The 21,340-nt window shown below is 45.0% G+C and carries 27 protein-coding genes; all 27 read right to left on the bottom strand.

What is annotated here, in order from left to right:
- Positions 1-87: 87 nt before the first annotated feature.
- Complete coding sequence (locus tag CLV82_RS04125) at positions 88-1,311, bottom strand: S8 family serine peptidase (protein ID WP_133643459.1); 1,224 nt, start codon at positions 1,309-1,311, stop codon at positions 88-90.
- Positions 1,312-1,579: 268 nt separating this feature from the next.
- The gene (locus CLV82_RS04130) at positions 1,580-2,401 is read right to left on the bottom strand and encodes an alpha/beta hydrolase (protein ID WP_133643017.1); all 822 of its coding nucleotides are present in this window, start codon (positions 2,399-2,401) and stop codon (positions 1,580-1,582) included.
- A gap of 108 nt (positions 2,402-2,509) precedes the next feature.
- Complete coding sequence (locus CLV82_RS04135) at positions 2,510-2,890, bottom strand: hypothetical protein (protein WP_133643018.1); 381 nt, start codon at positions 2,888-2,890, stop codon at positions 2,510-2,512.
- Between the two features lie 116 nt (positions 2,891-3,006).
- Complete coding sequence (locus tag CLV82_RS04140) at positions 3,007-4,029, bottom strand: bestrophin family protein (protein WP_133643019.1); 1,023 nt, start codon at positions 4,027-4,029, stop codon at positions 3,007-3,009.
- Positions 4,030-4,184: 155 nt separating this feature from the next.
- Positions 4,185-5,378, bottom strand: coding sequence for an MFS transporter (locus CLV82_RS04145; protein ID WP_133643020.1), 1,194 nt, complete (start codon positions 5,376-5,378; stop codon positions 4,185-4,187).
- Positions 5,375-5,767: an SRPBCC domain-containing protein gene (locus CLV82_RS04150; RefSeq protein WP_133643021.1), complete on the bottom strand. Its 393-nt coding sequence runs from the start codon at positions 5,765-5,767 to the stop codon at positions 5,375-5,377. The genes CLV82_RS04145 and CLV82_RS04150 overlap by 4 nt, the downstream gene beginning before the upstream one ends.
- 232 nt (positions 5,768-5,999) lie before the next feature.
- Complete coding sequence (locus CLV82_RS04155; RefSeq protein ID WP_133643022.1) at positions 6,000-6,419, bottom strand: response regulator; 420 nt, start codon at positions 6,417-6,419, stop codon at positions 6,000-6,002.
- The gene (locus CLV82_RS04160) at positions 6,400-7,911 is read right to left on the bottom strand and encodes a sensor histidine kinase (protein WP_166636663.1); all 1,512 of its coding nucleotides are present in this window, start codon (positions 7,909-7,911) and stop codon (positions 6,400-6,402) included. Before CLV82_RS04160 ends, CLV82_RS04155 begins: the two co-directional genes overlap by 20 nt.
- A gap of 365 nt (positions 7,912-8,276) precedes the next feature.
- The gene (locus CLV82_RS04165; RefSeq protein ID WP_133643024.1) at positions 8,277-8,654 is read right to left on the bottom strand and encodes a hypothetical protein; all 378 of its coding nucleotides are present in this window, start codon (positions 8,652-8,654) and stop codon (positions 8,277-8,279) included.
- A gap of 66 nt (positions 8,655-8,720) precedes the next feature.
- Positions 8,721-9,131, bottom strand: a complete 411-nt coding sequence (locus CLV82_RS04170) for a lipocalin-like domain-containing protein (RefSeq protein ID WP_133643025.1) — start codon at positions 9,129-9,131, stop codon at positions 8,721-8,723.
- 122 nt (positions 9,132-9,253) lie between these two features.
- Positions 9,254-9,649 carry a hypothetical protein gene (locus tag CLV82_RS04175; protein WP_133643026.1) on the bottom strand — a complete coding sequence of 132 codons (396 nt, stop codon included), beginning with the start codon at positions 9,647-9,649 and terminating at the stop codon, positions 9,254-9,256.
- Positions 9,650-9,767: 118 nt separating this feature from the next.
- On the bottom strand, positions 9,768-10,496 hold the full coding sequence (locus CLV82_RS04180; RefSeq protein WP_133643027.1) for a carbon-nitrogen hydrolase family protein: 729 nt from the start codon (positions 10,494-10,496) through the stop codon (positions 9,768-9,770).
- A gap of 24 nt (positions 10,497-10,520) precedes the next feature.
- Positions 10,521-10,745: a PLD nuclease N-terminal domain-containing protein gene (locus tag CLV82_RS04185; protein WP_133643028.1), complete on the bottom strand. Its 225-nt coding sequence runs from the start codon at positions 10,743-10,745 to the stop codon at positions 10,521-10,523.
- A complete protein-coding gene (locus tag CLV82_RS04190; protein WP_133643029.1) occupies positions 10,742-11,002 on the bottom strand; it encodes a hypothetical protein in 261 nt (86 codons plus the stop codon). Before CLV82_RS04190 ends, CLV82_RS04185 begins: the two co-directional genes overlap by 4 nt.
- A 74-nt stretch (positions 11,003-11,076) precedes the next feature.
- Positions 11,077-11,259: a hypothetical protein gene (locus tag CLV82_RS04195; protein ID WP_133643030.1), complete on the bottom strand. Its 183-nt coding sequence runs from the start codon at positions 11,257-11,259 to the stop codon at positions 11,077-11,079.
- A 68-nt stretch (positions 11,260-11,327) separates the two neighbouring features.
- Positions 11,328-11,951: a 2OG-Fe(II) oxygenase gene (locus CLV82_RS04200; RefSeq protein ID WP_133643031.1), complete on the bottom strand. Its 624-nt coding sequence runs from the start codon at positions 11,949-11,951 to the stop codon at positions 11,328-11,330.
- 214 nt (positions 11,952-12,165) lie between these two features.
- Positions 12,166-13,161 carry an NADP-dependent oxidoreductase gene (locus tag CLV82_RS04205; protein ID WP_133643032.1) on the bottom strand — a complete coding sequence of 332 codons (996 nt, stop codon included), beginning with the start codon at positions 13,159-13,161 and terminating at the stop codon, positions 12,166-12,168.
- Between the two features lie 23 nt (positions 13,162-13,184).
- Positions 13,185-14,816: a hypothetical protein gene (locus CLV82_RS04210; RefSeq protein WP_166636664.1), complete on the bottom strand. Its 1,632-nt coding sequence runs from the start codon at positions 14,814-14,816 to the stop codon at positions 13,185-13,187.
- A 72-nt stretch (positions 14,817-14,888) separates the two neighbouring features.
- Positions 14,889-15,356, bottom strand: coding sequence for a DinB family protein (locus CLV82_RS04215; protein WP_133643034.1), 468 nt, complete (start codon positions 15,354-15,356; stop codon positions 14,889-14,891).
- Between the two features lie 17 nt (positions 15,357-15,373).
- On the bottom strand, positions 15,374-16,210 hold the full coding sequence (locus CLV82_RS04220) for a VOC family protein (RefSeq protein WP_133643035.1): 837 nt from the start codon (positions 16,208-16,210) through the stop codon (positions 15,374-15,376).
- Between the two features lie 7 nt (positions 16,211-16,217).
- Positions 16,218-16,598 (bottom strand): putative quinol monooxygenase, encoded by a 381-nt coding sequence (locus CLV82_RS04225; RefSeq protein ID WP_166636665.1) that lies wholly within the window; start codon positions 16,596-16,598, stop codon positions 16,218-16,220.
- A gap of 89 nt (positions 16,599-16,687) precedes the next feature.
- The gene (locus tag CLV82_RS04230; RefSeq protein WP_133643037.1) at positions 16,688-17,050 is read right to left on the bottom strand and encodes a hypothetical protein; all 363 of its coding nucleotides are present in this window, start codon (positions 17,048-17,050) and stop codon (positions 16,688-16,690) included.
- Positions 17,047-18,021 (bottom strand): NAD(P)-dependent alcohol dehydrogenase, encoded by a 975-nt coding sequence (locus CLV82_RS04235; protein ID WP_133643038.1) that lies wholly within the window; start codon positions 18,019-18,021, stop codon positions 17,047-17,049. Before CLV82_RS04235 ends, CLV82_RS04230 begins: the two co-directional genes overlap by 4 nt.
- Positions 18,022-18,035: 14 nt before the next feature.
- Positions 18,036-18,761, bottom strand: a complete 726-nt coding sequence (locus CLV82_RS04240; protein WP_133643039.1) for an ankyrin repeat domain-containing protein — start codon at positions 18,759-18,761, stop codon at positions 18,036-18,038.
- A 6-nt stretch (positions 18,762-18,767) separates the two neighbouring features.
- Entirely contained in the window at positions 18,768-19,973 is a 1,206-nt protein-coding gene (locus CLV82_RS04245; RefSeq protein WP_133643040.1) for a serine hydrolase domain-containing protein, read from the bottom strand.
- 104 nt (positions 19,974-20,077) lie between these two features.
- Entirely contained in the window at positions 20,078-20,989 is a 912-nt protein-coding gene (locus CLV82_RS04250; RefSeq protein WP_133643041.1) for a PLP-dependent cysteine synthase family protein, read from the bottom strand.
- Between the two features lie 5 nt (positions 20,990-20,994).
- Positions 20,995-21,318, bottom strand: a complete 324-nt coding sequence (locus CLV82_RS04255; RefSeq protein ID WP_133643042.1) for an MmcQ/YjbR family DNA-binding protein — start codon at positions 21,316-21,318, stop codon at positions 20,995-20,997.
- Between the last annotated feature and the right edge of the window lie 22 nt (positions 21,319-21,340).

A 21,340-nucleotide genomic window follows, 5' to 3' on the forward strand; every position in this document is an offset into this window, starting at 1 on the left:
TTCACCGATAGAAATATAGTTTTAGGAGGATACTCATAAAAAAAGCCACCCTGAGGGCGGCTTTATGGTTATTATGTAAAGAAAGCTCTATTGTACATGTGCGATTGGGTCCGGAACACCATCCGGATCATTATTTACAAAACCGCTACTGCCCACATTCCCCCAAAGGAGGATACCACAAATATGAGGTGCGGCCATAGAGGTGCCATTAATGGTATTATACCCACCACCTTTCCATGTCGATTTAATAGCAACCCCTGGGGCGCAATAATCCACGGGGCTACCATAGTTAGAAAAGTAAGCAAAATTATCACTGCTATCCATGGCAGAGACAGTATAGATATTATTGCCTTCTGCCCGGGCGGGGGAGTGATTATTTGCATCATCACTCTCATTTCCTGCCGCAAGCGCGAATTTCACTTTGGAAGAAGCACTGACTACTGCAGCATCCAGAGCCTCGGAAATGGGTCCACCCAAACTCATATTCGCAACATCGCCGGTTTGCCCGGCGCTTCCGACATAGTCTACCCCGGCAATAACTCCTGAATAAGAACCACTACCCTGGCTGTTAAGTACTTTTACAGGCACCACAGTGGCACCAGCTGCGACCCCTACAACGCCGACTTCGTTATCGATGGCAGCTACGGTACCGGCCACGTGAGTTCCGTGTCCATTGCCATCATCAAGATTTCTGCCATCCTTACCGGTGGTAAATGCATTAAATCCTAGTCCGGCATTTACATTCAGATCCTCATGGTCCAGGTCAATCCCTGTATCCAGGATATAGGCTACCCCTGAACCTGTGTAAGTGGCTCCTCCTCCTACACGTTCTATCCCATAAGGGATTTCCTCAGGTGCGGAACCTCCGCCTCCGTTTCCGGGCTTCTTTCCCGACGGCGGAGCAAGTACGATAAGATAATCCTGTTCTATTGACTTTACACGATTGTCCTGTTTTAATAAAGATAGTTGCGACTTATCCAGAACAGCTGCAAATCCTTCAACCGTAAAGGCATACACAGATTTCAACTGCTGGGATGTAATTCCTGTTTTACTGAATTTATTAACGATTTCGTCCTTGCTGCTTGCAGTAGTCCTGGCGTATTCTTGCTGGCCTTTTGCAGGAGATGGCTTGCTGAGGGTTCCCTCTTTAAAGGTAACCACATATTGGTCCGGAATGGGCTCGTAATTTTCTCTTACCAATAGTGCATTTTGCTCCTGAAGGTCGTCTAAGACCTGGTCACCGGATTGCTGGCATGAAGCCAACAACGCCAATGCTGTAAATACAGCGAACCGGGGGAATGTGATTTTCATCTTCATGAATTTAAAGTTTTAGTTATTTAAGTTATTCCTTCTTATGAAGGATGGCCTGAATATATAAAAATCTTTAAAAAAGTTAAAGCGAAAACGTTATAGTGTTAAAATTAAGTGGTAAAAATGTTAAAAAACTGAAGTGTTGCCAAGTAGATTTCGGGAATAAAATAAACGATCGCGGATCTGTGCCATTCTCGTGATAAGAGGGCTATGATCCCCGGACAGATTTATGAGTTGTGCCTTTAAATTGAAGTAATCGTATCTGTATTTACTCCTCCCGGAAGAGCCAAAAAACAGCATTACCAAAATGTTTCCCCCAAAATCGCTCATTATGTTCACCCTCGGGATCAACCTCGAGTACCAGGTTTTCATCGGGATGCCCGGTTTCTAACAGTAGCTCGTACATCTTTTCTGCTCCTTCTACCATATCATCCTCTTTCTCCCCGACCAATATATATATCTTACTATCCTCCGGGAACGGGTCTTCTTCTGTCAGCTCGTAGATGCGTTCGCCGAACCAATAGGAGGGTGAAAATAAGCCCGCTTTTCCAAACCTGTCGTGATATTGCAGGATTGCGTAATGCGAAATGAGTCCGCCGAGGGAACTACCCATGATCCCGGTATGCTCACGCTCAGGCAAGGTCCGGTATACACTATCGATCTGCGGCTTTACATAATCTGCAATGAATTCTACATATTCTTCTCCTTTCCCTAAGCCGTATTCCGGGTGTTCAAAGGGATTCATCTCGTGAATACGTTCCTGACCGCCATTGTCTATTCCCACCACAATGAGGTGTAAACCGGTCTCAAGGGCAAGGGAATCCAGGATTTCGTCCACCCGCCATTCACCGGCATACGCAATGCGTTCATCAAACAGATTCTGGGCATCTTGCATATAGAGCACAGGGTATCTCTGATCCGAACTTTCGTAATCCGGCGGCAGGTATACCCTTATTTGCCGGCTGCGATCCAGGCCGGGAATTTTCATAACCGGTCCTTCGACTACGGCGCCGTGTCTGGATGTGGTCCTGCTGTACGGAGCTTTACAACTTGCTAATGCCAGCAGTAGTATGAGAACAATTCTATACATATAATCCGTTTTTAAAGAGTATTTAAATATAGAGGAAGCTGCCGGGGCAGAGGCGCTCAAATACTATAGATTCATGCGCAAAAACAGGCCTTGAATGACAGGCCATTTTCATGCCTCTTCATTTACCCAGGACCTGGCATCTTCGATATTATCAAAAATCCGGAATTCCCAATTGGTATCGAGCTTCCTTGATATCTCAATGTATTTCTGGATCTTGCGGTAAATCTCTTCTTTCCGGATCACGAATGCCAGCTTGATCTTCTCAACTACCCGGCTGGCGCCAACATCATTGGCAGAGGTCTCAACGATGTCCATTTCGGGCCATTCAAGAATTTCAGTTTCGGAGGTGTCGACAATCTGGTAGCGGGCATTTTTACTCCGAATGTCCTGGAAGAACTCTGAATTGGATTCAGAAATATCCTTCGAGGTTACATGGCCGTAGTATTCCCAGATGATTCCATCGGGTTCCCACTTGGTTCTATAAGGCATCTTTTTAAACTTATTTTTGTAACAGCTCTGGTTTGGTGATCCTAAAATAGAGAGAATTAAGGAAATTTCCTTCATAAAGGAAGCTTAAAAATGCCTGCCCCGGTTTTAGAGGAATATTAATAGAGGATATTGTCTTTGGGTTCAATACTCTCTGGCAGATCTTTTTCATCCAGCATATCCCGGAGGTCGATCTCGATCGTCCGGCAAAGGGAGGTCATGGGTACGTCGTTAGTGCTGCCTTCAAAGGGATCCTCGCTGATGTCCCCGATCATTTCCATAGTGGTGAAGATCCACATGATCAGAACTGTGAATGGGATCATTTGCAGGAACAGGAATTCGGTCTGGTCATTCGCATTACTTTCCCCGATGACATGGCTTTCAAAGATATTGAGTAACCCAAGCGGGACCAGCAATACGAATAACCATGTGAAGACTTTAGTGAAATATGCGTACTGCCTGGGGAAAGGTGTGTTCTTGATGCGTTCGCACATACCCTGCAGGTTATACAGTTCTTCGAGGACGCTCATTAATTGTTGTTCCTGGAAGCCATCTATATACTCTTTTTTTCTGAGTTCGGCTACTACCAACGCCTGGTTCTTAATTATATGGGTAGCGGGATTCACGCGCTGCTTTAACTCTTCGTATTCCCCAAGGCTCACAAAATTAAAAGCTTCGTTCGAGACTTTATTCCGTTCCCCGTGAATATCCAATAATGATTCAACCAAAGTACCATGTTCCCGGGTCCAGGGGCGTTTTTGCCTGAGTTGTACCCTTAGGGCATTGACCCAAGCCAGGTGACGGTGAACCAGTTGCCGTTTTGTCTCCCTGGTCTGTTCCTCGTTGCCGGTATCCACGAAACTAAGAACATTGATCGCCCAGGTCCGGCTGTAATTGACGATACCGCCCCATATTTTCCTGCCCTCCCAGAAACGATCATAGCTCTGGCTATTCTTAAAACCCAGGTAAAATGCCACGGCGATCCCGATAATGGTAAGCGGCTCAAATGGAATGTCAATAAAATACCAGCCCAGGTAGTGGTACATATAAAAGATTGCCAGCGAATACAGCACAAAAAGGAGCATATTCTTCCAGGCATAGCGCAAAATTAACTTCCAGCTGATATTCCTTTTGATATACATATCTGATGGTTTCCCTGGCCTTGGTAATGATGTTCCCGGGACACTGCTAAAGTATCACAGAAACAGGGAGATAGGGTGTGCCGGGAGAAGGAAAAAATAGCCATAAAGAATAAAACTTTAGCCCATGGTGATGAGGCCGGGTGACCGGATTGAATTTAGTCCCTGCTTACTGGGCCAGGTGAACGCACCAAACTCCTGAGAGCTAACAACCCGAGAACAGGGCCGGGTACCAAAAAGAGGTACAGGTAATGAAACCTGATCGTATCTGACAGCCAGTTCAGCAACTGTATACTGAGGATGGTCAGGGCAAAACCGATACAATTTACCAGGGTCAGTGCTGACCCCTTGATACGGGGTTCGGCATTGTGAGCCACCAGGGTTGAGAATAGAGGGGAATCTGCAATCACCACTATCCCCCAGAAAACCAGGAAGGTGAGCATTAAACCAGGGATCTCTTGTAAGAAGAACAAGGGAGACAGCAGGCAACACAGGCCGGATAGTCCTAGTGAAGCAAATGCCACCCTGACCTCTCCCCATTTCGTGGAAAGATAACCCCCTGCAACACAAGACAGACCTCCTATGCCTATTATGATAAAGGACCAGAGGGAAACAGCTGATATTGGTTCCCCGTGAAATCCTGAATACTGCATAATTACCAGGGGGATAAAGGTCCAGAAAGCATAGAGCTCCCACATATGCCCAAAATACCCGAAAGCAGCTGCACGGAAATCGATATTCCTGAATACCCGGAAAGCAGTGAGGAATGATGTTCTCTTCCCGGCCTTTCGGTTGGGACCGTCCGGTACCATTAAGAACATAAGCAGGCCACCCGCGAGAGCTATGCCACTGACCACTATGATAACTTGTTCCCAATCATACATAGCGGGTAAACTGCTGAGCAGGTGGGGGAAGGCAGTGCCAAGCACCAGGGCACCCACCAGGTAACCCAAGGATTTCCCCAATCCTTTGCTGTAGTAATCGGCCGCAATCTTCATCCCTACGGGATAAATGCCTGCTAAGAAAAAACCGGTAGTTGCACGCAGGGTGAAAAGGCTGGCGAGGCTATTTTTCTCCCATAATATCCCGAGATTACAAACAGCCCCGGCGATTGCACACCATAGAAAAACTTTGGAAGGCGAAATCCGGTCAGCCACCGTGAGGACAGCGAAGATGAGAGTGCCCGAAATAAAACCGAATTGTACTGCCGAGGTGAGGTGTCCGAGGGCTTCGGGTTGCAGGTCAAATTCCCGGATAAGGTCGCTCATGACCCCGTTTCCTGCAAACCACAGGGAGGTACAGCAGAATTGGGCAATAACTATGACAGGTAAAATATGTTTCGGGATCGTCACTCTTTATTAAAATAGGCTCTCATGGGCTTAAGATAGTGATCTATCCAGCCTTGCCTGTAATGTGTTTCACCTTCGGGAACGTTCCGGTGGATCAATACCATCCTGCATCCGCCTACTACTTCGTAAAACCGCAGGATCAGCTCAGAGTCCGGGTCATCATCCTTGAATTCCGAGGTCCTCCAGCTTTGAACGATCTCCTTGTAAGGCCGGAGTGATTTATTGGCACCCCTGATATAGCCATCCCAGGCAGAGAATTCTCCCCGGTTTTCGTTACTGCATTCTGCTTTGCCACCTGTCATGGCCGAATGGGCTTCGCTATCGAGCCACGATTCGTAGACCACTTGCGGACTTACGGGAAAGATCTCCTCGAATTGAAAACGCTCTTTCATAGGTTTATATTCAATGTGGAAACGTAATGTATACAGCCTGGTGAATGCTCCAGCTTCAGCGGATACTGAAGGTAGTAAAAAACAGGATTTTGAACGAATGACAGGGATGTAAATTCGTAGCTGTTAAACCAGTGAAGGAAATTTCCTGGGGATTACCATTTGGTTCTATTTGTATTATGTTCCAATTTATTCCGTCGTACGTTCGAAGGGCTATCCAGTTCTGTTTTACGTATTACTTTAAGTTACTGGCATGGAATTTCTGCAGCAAATCTTGTAACATATCTTGGGTAAGCGGCTTATTCATAAAGCCATCCAACAGGTCTAATGATTTTGCTTTTTCCCTGTCGTCCGGGTTTAATGAGGTAGTTAACATCACCACGATCTTGGCTGCGTGAGTTTTCTTGTCTAACTTTTTGTATTCTTCTAAGAACTCCCACCCGTCCATTATGGGCATATTTATGTCCAGGAAAATTATATCCGGTCGGGGATATTCTCCATTCACTTTTGTGTTTAAAAATTCCAAGGCTTTAGGACCACTATCGACGGCTACAATATTGTGGGCGCAATCTGCTCTTTTAATTATAATTTTATGCAAAAAATTAGTAGCCTCATCATCGTCAATTAATAGGATACTATTCACTTTCTTCATCATGGTTCAGGGGGATTAAGATATTAAAACTGCTTCCTTGGCCTTTTTCTGATGTCACCCAGATCTGACCTCCGTGCAAATTCATGATTTTCTGGCAATGGGCGAGTCCAATACCGGTACCCTCTATTTCATCATTGCCATGCAATCGTTTAAAAATACTAAAGATTTTTTCTTGATGCTCCTTTGCAATCCCGATACCATTATCAGAAATGGTAATAACGACCGAATCATCTTTTTCCCTGGAGTTAATGCGTATATGCGGGGGTATATCTTTTTTGCGGAATTTTATAGCGTTGGTCAATAGATTTTGGAATAGTAATCTGAGTTCTGTTTCGAATACAGGAAGGGAGGGCATCTGGGATAGTTCGATAACAGCCCCCGTCTCTTTGATGCTGGCATTTAAATCCTCAATAACCGAATTTATTAATGTTGTAAGGTTGACCGTTTTCCTTTTTTTTGCAGCTCCAATTCTTGAGTAATCCAACAAACCTTTAATTAAAGCACTCATTCTCGATGAAGCTTTTTGAATAAAATTCATATATGTATTGGCTGTATCATCAAGCCTCTCTCCATAATCTTGATGTAGTAATTCAGTGAAATTCATAACTGTCCTTAGTGGTTCCTGCAGATCATGGGAAGCGATATATACAAACTGTTCAAGTTCCTTGTTCTTTCTTTCCAATTCCCTATGAGCAACGGCCAGCAATGCCAATCTTTTCTTTTCTTCTCGGTAAGTGATCAAATAATCAATTAACATTCCTGTGAATGGTACGAGATAGAAAATCACCTTCAGATAATGTCCGATATTGAAATGAGCATCGAATAACCTGGCCGAGCCAAAAGACATATGTAATTGAGTCGCTACCGCCGGGACCATGCTCCAGATGAGGGCGTGACTGAAAACATTGCGTTCACGACGATAAAAACGAGGAAAAATCACTAACCCCAGGATAATAAAAAGTAATAACGGCACCACATCGTATGGTCTGGTTATTATATCTTCAGGAAACATTGTGGAGGGAAGATTTTCACTTCTTGCACAAAGCCGGACTACGATGTAGGAGATGAGAAGGAGAATTATATTGGTAATTACAACCGTATTATGGCGTTTCCTGAGATTGCCGGTCGGTTTTATCCGAATCAGGATGAATAATGTTACAGCTAAAAGAATAAGGGCATTGAACATCCTTGAAACAGCCCAGGTGAGAGGGATGAAATTTTCGTTGTCGGCAACTGATTTGATCAATTGAGTTGATGCAAGGGCGTGAAATGCATCCATGAAGCCTGCACAGAGAAGGGCCATGCCAATTATTGGGGTTGCAAGATTTCCAGTAATACGGAATTGAATAAATGCCAGTATGGCTGTTGCAAAAGCTACGGCTACAGCGCTCCATTCTAACATAAAGTGAGTGAATGCCCCGGCAAGCGATTGAAAAACAGCCTCCTGATAAGAATTAGCAGACATCAATCCGGAATGTTCCAGTTCATTACCCAACGGGGGACTCGAAAAATTTACCCCCGATAAGAGGAGTATAATCGGAAGAATACAAAGTCCCAAAATTATCCAGATGATCCAATTTGGAAGTTGTGATTTGGGGGAATTGAACTTTGGACTGGTCATGTGATAAGCGTTGGGGATAAGAGCTGAAGCTTGTAACCAGTTAAAAGTAAAATTATTTAATTAATAAACAGGATAGGGAGGGTGATTTTTCAAAGTAGATGTCTTACTTCCAAACAACGCATGCCGAAAACAGTATATTCTCTAATATTCAAATAGTTCCGTTGCCCATCAAAAGATTACCCCTACAGCATTTTCGGCAGCGTGTACTGTATTGAAAACGGGATCCAGATAAAAGAGATTTACTTTGCTGTGAACCGGATAATGGAACCATCCGTTTCCGGCGAATCTGCGAGAACCAGCGTTTTTCCCTCAAAGTAATAATCAAAGACAAGGCTTTTGATCTTAATGGTTTTGGAAGTGCTCGTGTACATGTAAGTATCGCTGAACTTCAGGGGCAATGAGGAATATTCATCAACCTCCCCGGGGATCTCTACCGTCAGGACACCCTCTTCGCCGAAGGTCCAGGTTATTTCCCCATCTTCATAAGTTTCTTCGGGTGCCAAGCAGCATTGGAATGATTTTAAATACCAGCTGCCCTGCAGTTCCGGTTGATTTTCATCCTTTGAACAGCCGGTTAAGAGACTGAAAAATATTACCGCCAGGAACAGATAACGCATAGTTTATTTCTTCTTGAACACTAAGATAAAAAGAAAAGAATTTAATGTCATTATACACATTCAGTATTAATTGATCTTCTCATATTTTTCACCGCAGGGTTCAATGCAGGGCAATTGTATGATGAGGTTTTTTCCCTCGAACGAATAGGAGGGCATATAGCCGGCATAGACACAACCTTCAGGGGAAAGGACGCCTGTTTCCGGATTATAGGTTCCTGAAAACCCTTCCTCCGCATCCCTGCTGCCATCGCAGAATGAGACGTTGGTAATAAAGGTTCCGTCGGCAAAGAATTCGATGGTCTTGTCACTTCTTACCGGCTCATATTCTCCACTGCCATCACCCGGATCTGCCAGGACAGCACGCAATTGCCAGGTGCCGATAATATCTGTAGTGTTTTGTATATCATCGTCTGCGGCATTACAGGAGACCAGTATGCAGATCAGAACAAGGGGTAGTAAAGCATAAAATTTGCGCATGATAGATGGTCTAAGTTTTGTGAGTACTAATTTGAGAAAATATTTTAAATCAGATGCGCGGGGAAGCAAGAGGTTGCGTCATTAATTGTGGGATCCTTTGCTAATCCGGGATCGAATTTTACCTATTCGAGACAGCTCACCTGTTCCAGTACGGCAGAAAGACCGAGCGAGGGTTCCCCGCCTTCAATAACAGCTTTCCCATCGCGGAGTATTACACTCAGATCGGCAGTGTCGTAACCGCCTTCCTGCATAAAGAAATAAGTTAATTGTAAACCGGAGTCTTTCCTTATTCCCCTGAGTATCCCGCGTCTTGCATCTTTTTCAAAAGGGAGCCAGTTATAGGAGCCAACCACGCTGTCCCCGATCACGGTCAGACTCATCCTGAGTACATCCTGCCGGGAAGAATCAGCCGGGTGGAACCTAATTTTCCGGAAGCAGTAATTGGCTTCTGGAAACTCTTTCGCGTTCTCCTGTTGTTGCTCCATTGGTTTCTCCCTACAGGCGGTGATTAAGATCATCAGACCAGCAATCAGAAGCGACGATATTTTCCTGGGAGACATAGAGTATTTCTGCTGCATAGGGTTATTCCGGGTCTAAGATATTCAATTCCCTGTGATGATGCGTAAGATAGTCGGTTCAGCAATAAACGGATTCGCAGTATCGGTTCTCAAGGTCGAGAATGAGGATGCCCGTATCCTGTTGGTTCAGCAGTCCCAGGAGGGAGCCGCCGGAATCCCAGATGGCGGTATTCCCCATGCAGATCGACCCATTGGCCGGTCCTACACAATTCACCATGCCGGTAATAATATTGTATTTCCTTGCAATCTGCGCAAGCTGAGTAGTAGCAGTGGCCAGGCCCCTGGGAGCTTTGGCCACACTACTTAGGTAGATTCCCGGTTCGTGTTTCAGCTGTTCCACTAATTGTTCCTTTACAGACAGTTCATAGCAGATGGCCAGTCCGACGTGGAGACCGTCAAGCCGTATCCCCGGAAGGTTGGGGCCACTGACAAAATAGGCTTCCTCATCCGGATGCAGGTATTGTTTATGGTGTACAATGACCGGGAGACCTGGACGAAAGAATAATAAGCTGATACAAATTCCTTTTTTGCTCAGTAATGGTACACCAACGCCGAGGGTGATCTTGTGCTTATCACTAAAATCCTGCAGCGGCTGTAAACGGGAATCGTCTTTTTCCAGGGCCAGGCCAGCAGCCAGGGTGGGTTCGTATCCTGTCAGGGACAGTTCAGGGAAGACGACCAGCTCTGCCCCGGTTTCAACAGACTTTTGAGCATATTCTACATGATCTTTGATATTCGCCGAGAGATTGGCGGTATAGGGTCGGTTCTGTACAAGGCTGATCTTCATGGCGCCCTGTTAAGGTATTAAAAATCAGCGGTGTGAAATTTTTTCCACACTGGTTTTTTTTGGTCTTCCAAAAAAATAATACAAAAGCACACCAATTACATTAAGGGTGATGATGAGTACTACCCACATTAATTGCAGGTGCCCTGGTAGACGACCACCGATAATTTCGATCAGGGCGATCAGTGGAACCACGATTAGGATTATAAGGACCACTACAGGCAAAATAGATGAAGAGAGGAAATAGATCATATTTCAGGATTTTGCAGCTTTTTTTTTCTTCTGTCTATTATCCTGATCCCGAAAATGAGGAACAGTGTCATAGCAGATAGGTGGATCAGCCAGTAGAAAAGCCGGCCCAGTAGGTATCCTGTATCATAGGAACCGGTGGAGTCGGATATGCCGAGAAAATTGGTGAGGTCTGATAGGAAAATAGAAAACTGCCCTATGAATGCAAGCAGCAGAAATAAAGAAACCAACAGAAACAATATTCCCAGTATTCTTTTCATAATATAAATATAGAAAAAAATCGCATAGCTTGAATATAACCGGGAAAATAATATCAGGTTTTCCCGATCGGGAATCATTTTTTCTTCTGCTCTCTGATCCTGGAAAAAACCTTAGCAGCATACAGGAAAAGGCATAGAGCGAAGATGATACCTATCCAGTAGATCTCTTTATAGAAATAATAAAGCGTGCCGATCAGGCCAAAGACGGTCCAGAGAATATCGGTGAGCAGGTTTCCTTTCAGGATTTTATCGATCATATTCAAAGATATTAAAATACTGACTCCCGCTAATCCCGGTCGGGATTAGTAAAATGGTTGCGGGTGAGCTATATTTTCTTTAACCATCCGGCGATACTGAGTCTTGGTCTCCCCGGGGCTATATGTACTTCATGTTCTGTCTCATCACTTTTAAAGAACACTACTCTCCCGGCTACCGGGGACAATCTCGTATCAGTATTCTCCAGGTACAGGCTGATCTCGCCACCATCTGTTTCCTGCCAGTTATCGTTGAGGTAGATCACAAATGAGAATTGCCTTCCTTTATCACTGCGGAAGCGATCCAGGTGGCGTTTATAAAAACTGCCTGGGGCATAATAGGCGTAATGGAATTCATACCCGTTGATGCCGGTATAGCAGGTGCTGTTGAGGTGGGTTACAAACCTGTCAAGTTTATCAAAGAACTGTTGTTCCTGCGGATCGCAGTTCTTTTCATCCAGCCAGCGAATAACATCTCCCCGTATCTCGGCATTTTTCTTATAGTCGAAATTCTTCCCGATCCCGGCCGGGTGCATATCCCCTGACTGGTGAAGAGCCAGGAGCTTATCCCGGAGGCTGTTGATCAGCTGCGGCCCCAGGAAATCATCGCAGGAACCATAGCCTTTATCCATAAATCCGTTGATCAGTTCTTCAAACTGTTCAATTTCCTGTTCAGTATGCAAAGTGCTTTTCATTTCAAGGGGTCAAAGAAGGAAATTAAACTTCATTGACAAAGCGAAAATACATTAAAAACCCGTGAATGACATCAAAATTGTCTAGTGGGAATGTAATTATATCTTCCTGGTTATAAGGCAGGTATGTGCGTTCCGGGTGATGAAAAGTAAATTCAACACAGATCTGTCATCTCTGTAATCATTAATGCCAGGAGTATGTGAAACTGCCCGCTGCTCAGATCTTTACGACCATCTTACCTTTATTCTTCCCGGAGAACAGGTCCATAAAGGCCTGGGGAATATTTTCAAATCCTTCTACAATAGTTTCTTCATAGGTCAGCTTGCCTTCCTTTAACCACCCTGCGAGCGCATTGATGGCTTCGGGGAAGTGTTCGGCGTAATTCGAAACTATAAATCCCTGCATCAGCGCGCTGTTCTTGATCAGGAAGGGTTGAACACTTATGCTTTTGGGGATCGAGGTTTCATTATATACGGAAATTGCCCCGCAGATCACCATACGGGCAAATTTGTTGATATGGAATAATACCGCATCAGAGATCTCACCACCTACGTTATCAAAATAGATATCGATCCCGTCAGGGCAGGCTTCTCCCAGAGCGGCCCGCATGTCTTCAGTGGTTTTGTAATTGATGCCTACATCAAAACCAAATTCCTTCTTCAGCAGCTCGATCTTCTCATCTGTACCGGCAATACCTACTACCCGTAACCCCATGATCTTCCCTATCTGGCCAACTACACTTCCTACGGCACCTGCAGCCCCCGAAACGACAAGAGTTTCTCCTTTTTCCGGCTTTCCTATCCTCATTAAACCCAGGTAGGCTGTAAGTCCGGTTAGTCCAAGTACACCGAGGTAGGCAGAGAGCGGTGCTTTGTCCGGGTTTACTTTATGCAGACCTTCCCCGTCGCTGACCAGTTCTTTTTTCCACGGTAGCCGGCCGCTGACATAATCGCCTTTCTTGAAATTTTCGTTTTTGGATTCCATGACTTCCGCCACTATACCGGAATCTATTGGTTCCCCAACTTTAAACGGAGGGATATAGGATTTAGCATCGTTCATCCTTCCCCTGAGGTAAGGGTCTACGGAAACATACCTGGATTTCAGGAGCATTTCACCCTCTCCCGGTTGCGGTACCTCTTCATGTATAAATTGAAAATTTGAATCCTTGGGCGTCCCTTGTGGCCTGCTTTTTAAAATAATTGTATTACTCATAATATTGGATCGTATTCTGTAAGTTACGGTTTTATTGTCTCTTTCATTCCCCCAAGGAGGCTGCCGGTCAATTGATTGATGGTGCCACTCCAGGGTTTAATATCAAATCGCATGGGAACCGTTTTCAGGTTATTTCCAACCGGGTTATTCTGCCGGATAAGGATATTGGCAATAAACGTATTGAACCACTTGTTCCCGTTCCCATCATTTTCCAGGATTTTGAGTTTTATTTCGTCATACCTCATGGCCATTCTTCCTTCACAGGTCTGACCGTTGCAGTAAGAGTTAAAGTCGATTCCCCTTCCCTTCCCCTGGGTGAACCTGACCTTGGTCAGGGGTTCAAATACGGGGTTGAGACGGGTATAATCAAAAGCCCCGATCTCTCCCCGGAATTTAAAGCCCTCGTATTCCTTATAGGGAAACTCCAGCCAGATGTCAAAATCGGCAATCTGCTGGAATACCCCGGAAATCTCTATTTCCAGGGGGTCAGTGGACCGGTTATTAAAATAGGGTGACCTGAGTTGGGTAGCTGTAAGGCCGATGTCATTAATTTGGATCCTCAGGAAATCCCTGTCGGTATTAATAAACTCGCGATAGGTAAGTTCCCCATGTTTCACCTTTAGCAAAGGAATGTATATAGGAAGGGCTGAGGCAACCAGCGCCTGTTGGGGAAGTTGTGGTTGCTTCAGGGTATCCTTTGGTTGTTTATGGTCTTTGTAGACTTGTAGTAAGGCTGAATCTACCTCAACGCTATCTGCGATAAATAAACCACGGTGCAGAAGCTCATCAAACCTGAATCCGTGGGCCTGCAGGGTAGACAATTTGCCTTTGTAAACATCTTTACCCAACCGGTAAGAAGAAGCCAGGTCATAGGTGTTGGTCGTAGGTTCAAGGCCAAGGCCATGGATGCGCAATAACCGGCTTTTTTTATCAAAATGAAGCGTATCGTAAGACAAACTGTAATTTGCCTTATCAAATTCTAACTCCTGATTGATCATCCGGAGATTAAGTCCCGAGGTATTCAGTTTCATTAACCTCTTTTTACTTTTTTCGGGTTCCAGGATCAACCCGTTCACTGCGAGAGACCTGCCGCGGTAGTGCTGCAGGGTGTCTGCGGTACTATCGTTGAGGATACGGAAAGAGGCCCGGTCTATGTTGATGGTACCCAGATCGATCTCCTGTACCCCGAGGAACGCGATAGAATCCCAGACCGGGTGCGGTACAAGGTCCCCCTGCTGTTCCTCCTTTTGTTTCTCGGTGCGTTGATGCATGCTTAGATCCAGACCGGTAATAGTAAAGCCTGTGGTTTGGAATTTTCTGCGGATAAGAATATTGTATAGGTTGAACCCTTTCAGGGAAAGGCTGTCCAGGGTTAGCTTCAGTAGCTGGGGAGAGTTTTCCTTTCCTTCCTGGTATGCCTTGATATCCGCGCTGTCCTGGTGAATACGGAGCTGATCAATATTCATATTGCCCCCGTAAATGTTAACGTTCAGGCCATGCATCCCCCAGCTGAGGTCATGCTTGGTCTTAAGTTTGTCCAACTCGGTCTCTACTGCGTTGCGTACAACGTGGGTGACGATAAAATTGGCACTCAGCAGTAATACGGCTATCACCCCAATCAGGACAAATAACCAGGTCTTCCATTTTTTAAACATGGTGAAAAGGTAGGTATAACACAGGATGAGGCTTAATCTGAAACCGTAAATAACGAACGGCATAGCTGGAAATCAAACCGATCGCAGTAGTTTTTTTATCAGGACGATCTGTCCTAAGTGGTAATAGGTGTGTTCGATGATCCCGCTTAGGTTCCTGTAGTAACTCCCGTATTTCCTATCCACAAAAACCTGGTAAATCTGATCATCTTCTAAGCCCGCAATAGCATTGGAGAAAGCTTCCGCTTCTGCCCATATCTTTTGGATAAAGGTTTCCCATTCATCCTGCTTTGATATAGGAGGAAGATCAAAGCTGTATTTGTCATGGGCATCCAGTTCGCCTCCTTCAAGCACTTGAAGTGTTGCTTTTACAAAAAAATGTATGTGGTAGGTAAGGGAGGCGATGCTGTTCAGGTCCCCGATCTTTGCAGTTGCTTCCTGTACACTGAGATCTGCCAGTTGTTCCTTTAAATGTACGTCTGTCCAGTTACCTCCAAAATAGGCCTGGGCGAAATGTTCTGAGATTTGCTTACTGAGGGTCATACATCACCTGGTTTGGTTCAGGTATTTTTTAATTCAGCAATTTCTAGTTTCTGCATCTTTAGCAGACGCTTCATGACTTCCTCTGCCCGATCCGGGTCAGAGAGCAGGGATGGTAGTTCGGCCGGAATTACCTGCCATGACAGTCCGTATTTGTCTTCCAGCCAACCACACTGGCTATAGGCTCCTTCTTTCCCAAGTTCTTCCCAGTACTTGTCCAGTTCCTGCTGGTCCTTACATTCGAGTACGAAGGAATTGCCGGGACTGAAATCAAATTCGGCCGGCATCGGGTTACTCATAATATTAAAGATCACATCCCGGATCCTGAACTGTGCAAAGAGCAGGGTTCCTCCGGGCATATCATGGCCCGGGGGATATGGAGATTCCATTAAAAATCGGGAAGGATCGAAGATCCCGGTATAGAAATCACGGGCTTCTTTCACTGCGAGTTTTTTCTCGTTAGAAAACAACAGTGCAGGAACTATTTTCTGATCAGAACGGATGTCATCGATGTCCAGCTGCCAGTTCACCCCGAACTTATCCTGCACCCAGGCATAACGGGAGGTCCAATCGTAGGTGTCAAGAGGCATCAGTACACTCCCGCCTTCTGATAATTCAGCATACAGCCGGTCTATTTCCTTTTCACTACCGCAATAGACAAAATAGGAAACCGCAGCACTAGGGCTGAATGCCGGGCCACCCTGCAAAAGCATAAAACGGGTGCCGTTGAGGTCAATTTCTATAACGGGATCCCTTTTTGAAAGGTAATGGCTGTTCGGAAATACCTGCGTGTAAAATGCGGCAGCCTCCTGTGCATCCTCTTTAAACCATATACAGGGATAAATATTTGTATCCATTATATGTTTAGTCTAATACCTCGTTGATCTTCCAAAAGGATATCTGAGGTGGTCCTGCCAGGAATTCACCGGCCTTATCACGAAATTTCTTCAGGTGTTCCGTCTGCATATGCTGATTCCTGTAATACGTGGCATCAGCCCATTCTTCATATAACATGATATTCGAATTGTCCTCAGGGTCTACCAGGAGGGTAATGGAAACAAAGTGCTCTTCCTTTTTCACCTCGGCCAGCAGTTCTTCCAGGGCTACAAGTGCGTCTACATTTTTATTGGGTTGGGTTTTGTAAGTGACCGTGACCATCAGGTGATTTTTTCGTTCTTCCAGGTTGGTGCAACCGGCCAGGAACAGCAGGGCAACAACAGGTAGTAAAAAAATTATACTTTTCATAAGGTGGTGTTTAACTACGATTAAAGATAGGGTATTTTCTGCCATTCAGTGGTTATAGAAAAGGTAAATGCCCCAGGTGAAATGCACAGCTAAGCCCGCGTTTCCAATTGCCTTTCTTCCCTGATCTCCCCAATATGATAATAGGCAATGATCTCCCTGATAAGATTATTTTCAAAGTAATACCATTCACTTACTTCTAATTCAAAATCATCCTGTACCGCCTGGTACCGGACACAGGCTTTAGCTTCCTCGTAAACGGCGTCCTTAATAATGAAATCGTATCCCAGGAATTTATCCTTATTCTGTATTACGGTATTCATATATGTCTTCCTGCCTTTTATGGTGCCAAATGGACTGGTATGGCAAAAATCTTCTGTTAATGGTAGTTCCAGGAAACTTCCATTCTTCCATTTACTGAACCACAGTTTCACTAATTCTTCTGTTTTCATCATTGCTCATTATATACGTTTATAACAATCTTCCCTTTATGTTTTCCCTGCCCGAAACATTGGATAGCCTCAGCGGCTTTATCAAGGGGGAGTGGCCCGTGGATATAGGGCCGAATTTCATCGAAACGATAATGATGCAGGATCTTTTCTAATCCCTTGTTCGCTTCCAAAAAGAGGATGCGATATTTTTTCCCGGCGAAGGGACCGAGAAGGAAATTCATAATTCCACCCAGTAATAATTTTGACGGAGAGCCCCCGACGGTAATATATTGCCCACCTTTTTTTAATGCTCTGAAATACTGCCATGGAAACCGGTTAGTTTTCGGGTCAAGGATCAGGTCATATTCTTTGCCCTGGCGGGTAAAATCCTGTTGTTTGTAATCCAGTACCGCATCACAGCCTAACTGCCGCATCAGCTCAAATTTATCCCCACTGTCTACCCCTGTGACTTTTGCCTTATTGAGTTTCAGCAGTTGTACTGTAAAACACCCGAATCCTCCTCCGGCGCCATTGACAAGTACTTCCATACCTTCTTTGATTTCCCCATACAATTGAATAGCCTGGTAGGCCAGTAATCCTGCATGAGGTAAACAGGCTGCATCTTTTGCACTGATCTCCCGGGGCTTTTTCCTGAGTGCCCTTTCATCAATGCAGATATATTCCGCAAAACTCCCGGAACCATACTGGGAAATGTCTCCGAGAACTTCATCTCCCACTGCAAAAATACTGGCGTCAGGGCCAGTGGATTCCACCACTCCCGATAGTTCCATACCAAGCTTAAGCTTTGGCTTCCATATCCCGAACAGCAAACGGTATAATCTTGGTTTTCCCCTCATAATACACCATTCGTAATCATTGACGGTACTGTAAAGAATCTTAACCAGTACTTCTTTCTTTTTTGGTACAGGTATAGGTATATCCGTGTACACCAGATTGTCCCCTTCTCCATAGCTGTCGATCAATATGGCTTTCATTCTCCTGTTTTAGATTATTCCGGCAGGTATTCACCCAAAAGGTTCCAATCCATCCCGTTTCCCCAACCATGACCATGGTCGCTTGTATTCCTCAAATGGGCTTCACTTATCCGGTGGTCACCGTAACTCAGCATCCTAAGAATATTTCCTGGACGAAGGTGTTCCGAAGCCCAGCTCAATGGTGAATTTTCATTGGCGTCTTTAATAGTCTTATCTGCGCCATTATCCAGAAGAAAACTAATAGTTTGTTCGTCGGCATAGGCGGCAGCCCTGTGGAGCGGGGTTTCTCCCTTGGTTCTGACATCGCGCATAAAAGCGGCTGTTTCCTGCCCGTTATTAGTTTTTGCATTAATATGTGCCCCTTTATCTACAAGCAGTTTTACTGTGTATAGATAATAGGGTCTGCCAGCTTTGGAAAGCGCATTGTGTAAAGGGGTTTCTCCTGTACCGGGCACTTTATAATTAACATCAGCTCCCTGGGAAATCAGGAAATCGCAGACTTTCCAATGACCGAAAAAAGCTGCATTTCCCAGTTCAATATCCAGGTTAATGCTTTCAAGGTTGCCTCCCTGTTCAATTATTGCCCTCAGGGCCGTGGTATCGTTGTAATAGACCAACCATTGTAGTGGTTTAACCTGGCCCTGCTTTAGGATCTCCTGCCAGTCGGGTATAGCGAGAAGCCGAAAGATATAATCTGTCCTTCCTTTACTGATTGAGGTAATTATATTCTCGGTAGTCAAAGCAGCTTAATTAGATGTATATAATAATTCTGAAAACTGACGGAACAGTGCCCTTGTGCTTGGATGGTTAAAAGGGATATGCTGGGTGTAAATACTTGCCGCGATTCCTTTTTTATAATCAATGAAAAAGTAAGTATTGTAATAACCGCCCCATCCCACTGTACCTTTACTTCGCCCGTAAGATTCAGGGGAATTATCTATCATAAAGGCCAGCCCCCATTTTGATTTGGCATCCATCAACTCATTAAAATCACAGCAACTTCCAGGGGCAGCATAACGACCCGCAGGGTTCAGTGATATGTCTCCCACATGGTTTGTGATCATTTTATTTACAGTGTCCTCCGTCAGGATTCTTCCTCCCGGGAATCTCCCTTTGTTCAAAAGGCATAACAGGAGTTTAGTGTAATCGGCAGGAGAAGAAAAAAGACCACCGCCCCCATTGAAAGATGTGATGGGTTGTTCTGGAATACGGGGAGTTAATTCGACCAAATCTTCCTTACCGCTGGCACCCCTGTGCCCCCTGGATACAATCCGATGATATAGTGAATCGGGAACATTAAAAAAGGTGCTGTTCATTTGCAGGGGTCCGGTGATATTAGCTTTAAAATATGTTTCCAATGATAGACCACTTATTTTTTCAACCAGTTTACCCACCCAGTCGGTACTGGTGCCATAAAGAAAATCGGTACCACTTTCAAACAACCTTGGTTTATCATCGTAAGACCAGTTCTCATGTTTAAATAATGCGGGGTCTACGGTATACCCATAGTACCCGAAACCAGCAGTATGGGTAAGCAAATGCCTCAGGGTGACCGGTTTTTTTGCGGGAATAAGGGAATCTCCCTGGAGGATAGGGATAGCGGCCATTTCCGGCATTAATCCTGAAAGGTCTTCATCGAGATCAAGGATGTCCTTCTCAACCAACTGCAGTGCTGCGATGCTCGTCAGCAATTTGGTCATGGATGCGATCCGAAAAATGTGATCGGAATCGACAGGTATATCTTCGTCCCAGATGGCATTGCCTTTTTCATATACTATTTGATTGCCTTTCTCATCTACGGCAATGGCAACTACTGCAGGCAGCTCGGAAAGTTGAAATGCAGCATCCATGCGAGAAGTAAATTGTTCCGGGTCTGTGGATAGGAGAGAGGCCTGTGCATGGAGATGACAGGAGCAGAATACCAGCAGCAACAGAACGGCAAATGGATTCATTGATCCATATTTTATTTCAGGGTGTCCGCAGCGAAAGAATTATACAATGCAGTCCTTTATAAATATAATAAAATTAGCGTTTCAGAAACTGCGTCGTCCAAATGTCACACATGTAAATCGCCTTTCAGGTATTTTAAGCCGGAATCGCATACCACGGTGACGATCTTCTTTCCCGGGCCGATTTGGCGGGCACGTTGCAGGGCTGCCCACACATTTGCCCCAGAGGTAGCTCCGCCGAATATACCTTCCTTTTTTGCGAGATCATTTGCCGTACTATATGCATCTTCATCGGTGACCGCTATTACCTCATCAATCAGGTCTTTCCGCAAGATTGAAGGCACAAAGGATAATCCGATACCCTCCAATTTATGGGTTCCACTGGTATCCCCGCCCGAAATGTTCCTGACGTAGTAAGGTTCTACCGCAACGGTTCGCATCCCGGGGATCTTTTCCTTCAGGATCTCGCTGTTGCCGGATATACATCCACCACCCCCGACAGCCATAACAAATTCATCGATCCCGGTTCCCAATTCCTCGAGAATCTCATGCCCCATAGGGTGATATCCGCGTTTGTTATCCGGGTTGTTGATCTGGTCCGGCCAGAAGGTGTTTTCTTCCGCGATAAGTTCCTTGGCCCGAGCGATCATACGGTTGATCACTTCCCCGGTCAATTTTCCATTTTCAGCATGGATAAGTTCTACCGTAGCACCAAAGGCCTTCATAGTCTGTATCTTTTCTTCAGAAAAGCCGTTAGAGGAAACAAAATGGGCTTTATACCCTTTACGTGCACATACCATTGCCAGGGAGCTCCCGGTACTTCCCCCGGTATATTCTACCACGGTCATACCTCTTTTAAGTCTACCACTTTTTTCGGCACCCTCGATCATGGACAGTGCCATACGGTCTTTCATGCTACCCGTCAGGTTTGCGCCTTCAAATTTCACATAGATATCTGCGCAGTTTTTATCAGTAAGTTGTTCCAATCTGATCAATGGAGTATTTCCAATTCCTGTCATTTAGTTTATGGCTTGGGTTTTAGAACCTGGTTATAAGCGGAGAGCAATGCCTCCAGTACAATTTTTTCAGATAGATTATTCACTACAAATGTGGTCGCCCCTTTTTCACCCCATTTATTGGGTACCGGGTAGATGTTCCCGGGATCTATCCGGCAAAAAACCGTCTGTTCTTCCGGGGTGAGAAATATGTTGGCGGTTTCGTCTTTCGGAAGAAAGGTTGCGAACATGCGCTTCCCTGTAATCCTGTAGCCCATCCGCTCAAAATGCGGGCGTTCTTCAGAATTGGGAAAGGATAATGCCAATTCACGGAACCTATTACTTTTTTCCATGATAGAAATTTACCGAATCCTG

This window comes from Zeaxanthinibacter enoshimensis, assembly GCF_004362865.1.
Lineage (GTDB): Bacteria > Bacteroidota > Bacteroidia > Flavobacteriales > Flavobacteriaceae > Zeaxanthinibacter > Zeaxanthinibacter enoshimensis.

Bases quoted from the DNA above. Each gene is read 5' to 3' on its own strand.
- CLV82_RS04125 (WP_133643459.1), bottom strand. From the start codon at position 1,311: ATGAAAATCACATTCCCCCGGTTCGCTGTATTTACAGCATTGGCGTTG.
- CLV82_RS04130 (WP_133643017.1), bottom strand. From the start codon at position 2,401: ATGTATAGAATTGTTCTCATACTACTGCTGGCATTAGCAAGTTGTAAA.
- CLV82_RS04135 (WP_133643018.1), bottom strand. From the start codon at position 2,890: ATGCCTTATAGAACCAAGTGGGAACCCGATGGAATCATCTGGGAATAC.
- CLV82_RS04140 (WP_133643019.1), bottom strand. From the start codon at position 4,029: ATGTATATCAAAAGGAATATCAGCTGGAAGTTAATTTTGCGCTATGCC.
- CLV82_RS04150 (WP_133643021.1), bottom strand. From the start codon at position 5,767: ATGAAAGAGCGTTTTCAATTCGAGGAGATCTTTCCCGTAAGTCCGCAA.
- CLV82_RS04155 (WP_133643022.1), bottom strand. From the start codon at position 6,419: ATGATGAAGAAAGTGAATAGTATCCTATTAATTGACGATGATGAGGCT.
- CLV82_RS04165 (WP_133643024.1), bottom strand. From the start codon at position 8,654: ATGCGTTATCTGTTCCTGGCGGTAATATTTTTCAGTCTCTTAACCGGC.
- CLV82_RS04170 (WP_133643025.1), bottom strand. From the start codon at position 9,131: ATGCGCAAATTTTATGCTTTACTACCCCTTGTTCTGATCTGCATACTG.
- CLV82_RS04175 (WP_133643026.1), bottom strand. From the start codon at position 9,649: ATGATCTTAATCACCGCCTGTAGGGAGAAACCAATGGAGCAACAACAG.
- CLV82_RS04180 (WP_133643027.1), bottom strand. From the start codon at position 10,496: ATGAAGATCAGCCTTGTACAGAACCGACCCTATACCGCCAATCTCTCG.
- CLV82_RS04185 (WP_133643028.1), bottom strand. From the start codon at position 10,745: ATGATCTATTTCCTCTCTTCATCTATTTTGCCTGTAGTGGTCCTTATA.
- CLV82_RS04190 (WP_133643029.1), bottom strand. From the start codon at position 11,002: ATGAAAAGAATACTGGGAATATTGTTTCTGTTGGTTTCTTTATTTCTG.
- CLV82_RS04195 (WP_133643030.1), bottom strand. From the start codon at position 11,259: ATGATCGATAAAATCCTGAAAGGAAACCTGCTCACCGATATTCTCTGG.
- CLV82_RS04200 (WP_133643031.1), bottom strand. From the start codon at position 11,951: ATGAAAAGCACTTTGCATACTGAACAGGAAATTGAACAGTTTGAAGAA.
- CLV82_RS04205 (WP_133643032.1), bottom strand. From the start codon at position 13,161: ATGAGTAATACAATTATTTTAAAAAGCAGGCCACAAGGGACGCCCAAG.
- CLV82_RS04210 (WP_166636664.1), bottom strand. From the start codon at position 14,816: ATGTTTAAAAAATGGAAGACCTGGTTATTTGTCCTGATTGGGGTGATA.
- CLV82_RS04215 (WP_133643034.1), bottom strand. From the start codon at position 15,356: ATGACCCTCAGTAAGCAAATCTCAGAACATTTCGCCCAGGCCTATTTT.
- CLV82_RS04220 (WP_133643035.1), bottom strand. From the start codon at position 16,210: ATGGATACAAATATTTATCCCTGTATATGGTTTAAAGAGGATGCACAG.
- CLV82_RS04225 (WP_166636665.1), bottom strand. From the start codon at position 16,598: ATGAAAAGTATAATTTTTTTACTACCTGTTGTTGCCCTGCTGTTCCTG.
- CLV82_RS04230 (WP_133643037.1), bottom strand. From the start codon at position 17,050: ATGATGAAAACAGAAGAATTAGTGAAACTGTGGTTCAGTAAATGGAAG.
- CLV82_RS04235 (WP_133643038.1), bottom strand. From the start codon at position 18,021: ATGAAAGCCATATTGATCGACAGCTATGGAGAAGGGGACAATCTGGTG.
- CLV82_RS04245 (WP_133643040.1), bottom strand. From the start codon at position 19,973: ATGAATCCATTTGCCGTTCTGTTGCTGCTGGTATTCTGCTCCTGTCAT.
- CLV82_RS04250 (WP_133643041.1), bottom strand. From the start codon at position 20,989: ATGACAGGAATTGGAAATACTCCATTGATCAGATTGGAACAACTTACT.
- CLV82_RS04255 (WP_133643042.1), bottom strand. From the start codon at position 21,318: ATGGAAAAAAGTAATAGGTTCCGTGAATTGGCATTATCCTTTCCCAAT.